This window comes from Bacteroides sp. NSJ-39 (genome assembly GCF_014287315.1).
Taxonomy (GTDB): Bacteria; Bacteroidota; Bacteroidia; order Bacteroidales; family Bacteroidaceae; genus Bacteroides; species Bacteroides finegoldii.
In genome coordinates this window covers 1-1,216 of record NZ_JACOOB010000063.1, presented here as the reverse complement: position 1 = coordinate 1,216, position 1,216 = coordinate 1, and the positions used below count along the sequence as shown (strand labels likewise).

The following is a 1,216-nucleotide window of genomic DNA, read 5'->3' as shown; positions in this document are numbered from 1 at the left end:
ACGGAAGAAATAGTATTAACTTTGCCACTTGTTCAGAGTAATGAATTGTTCTTCGATACCGGATTACACTCATACTTTGGATTTAGTGGTGGCACTCGGAGGGATACCGAGTGCCTTTTTCTTCCTTTTTCCAACCGATTATCCCGTTAATTATCAATCCGCTAAATCCAAAGTAATGAACAACAAGAAGAAAAACGAGGGTCAGACCGACTTTTCCTATTACGGTCTGTACCTGCTGGACTATCTCCGCACGAACAAGTTTGAACAGGCTGACGACACCGCTTTCATACGGGAACGGGCCGACCGTGCCGCCGAAACGTATGAGAGGGCACGGCTTGAAGGCTATCCCGCCGATGGTGCGCAGGAACTGGCGATGGACACGCTGCTGCGCGGGCTGCATTATTCCCGTTACGCCATCCTCCGCGAAGTCGTGGAAAACGAGTTTGCCGATGAAGTGCCGGAAGAGAAGCGTGAAGCCTTTGTCCTGAAACTGCTGCCGCTTGTCGGCAACGTGTTCTCCGTCTATGACCTCTCGGATGACAATTTCGCCCTGTCTTCCGATTACGACCTGCTCTACACGGAGCTGACGGGGGCAACCGTCCTTTATATCGGGGAATATGGCGTTTAACCGCAAACAGAAACTGCGGGACAACATCGAGGCGATACGGACGGCATTCATCCTTGACAGGGAAAACAGGACAGCGACAACCGAAGAGCGTGCCATACTTCAAAGGTACTGCGGTTTCGGCGGTCTGAAATGTATCCTCAACCCTGCAAAGGAACTGACGGATGCCGTCCGGTGGGCGAAATCCGACCTCGAACTGTTCGCCCCGACGGTGGAGTTGCACAGGCTTATCCGTGAGAACAGCAAGGACGAAACAGAGTACAAGCGGTTTGTGGATTCGCTGAAAGCGTCCGTGCTGACCGCTTTCTACACCCCCAAAGAGATAACCGACACCATCGCGGACGTGCTGGCAGATTACAGCATCCGCCCCGCCCGTATGCTCGAACCGTCGGCGGGTGTTGGCGTGTTCGTGGATTCCATGCTGCGGCACAACCCCAATGCGGATGTGATGGCTTTCGAGAAGGATCTGCTCACGGGTACAATCCTGAGGCATCTCTATCCCGGCAAGAAAACGCGCACCTGCGGTTTTGAGAAAATCGAAAGACCGTTCAACAATTATTTCGACTTGGCGGTGTCCAACATTCCGTTCGG

Annotated in this window: 1 protein-coding gene and 1 pseudogene; both read left to right on the top strand. The window is 53.0% G+C overall.

Annotated elements, in window-relative coordinates; all coding sequences use genetic code 11:
• Positions 1–40 precede the first annotated feature (40 nt).
• Positions 41–628, top strand: a complete 588-nt coding sequence (locus H8S63_RS19725; RefSeq protein ID WP_087935380.1) for a DUF1896 domain-containing protein — start codon at positions 41–43, stop codon at positions 626–628.
• Positions 618–1,216, top strand: a pseudogene (locus H8S63_RS19720) (DNA methylase); the annotation flags it as partial. The gene H8S63_RS19725 and the pseudogene H8S63_RS19720, both read left to right, overlap by 11 nt.

Bases quoted from the DNA above. Each gene is read 5' to 3' on its own strand.
- H8S63_RS19725 (WP_087935380.1), top strand. From the start codon at position 41: ATGAATTGTTCTTCGATACCGGATTACACTCATACTTTGGATTTAGTG.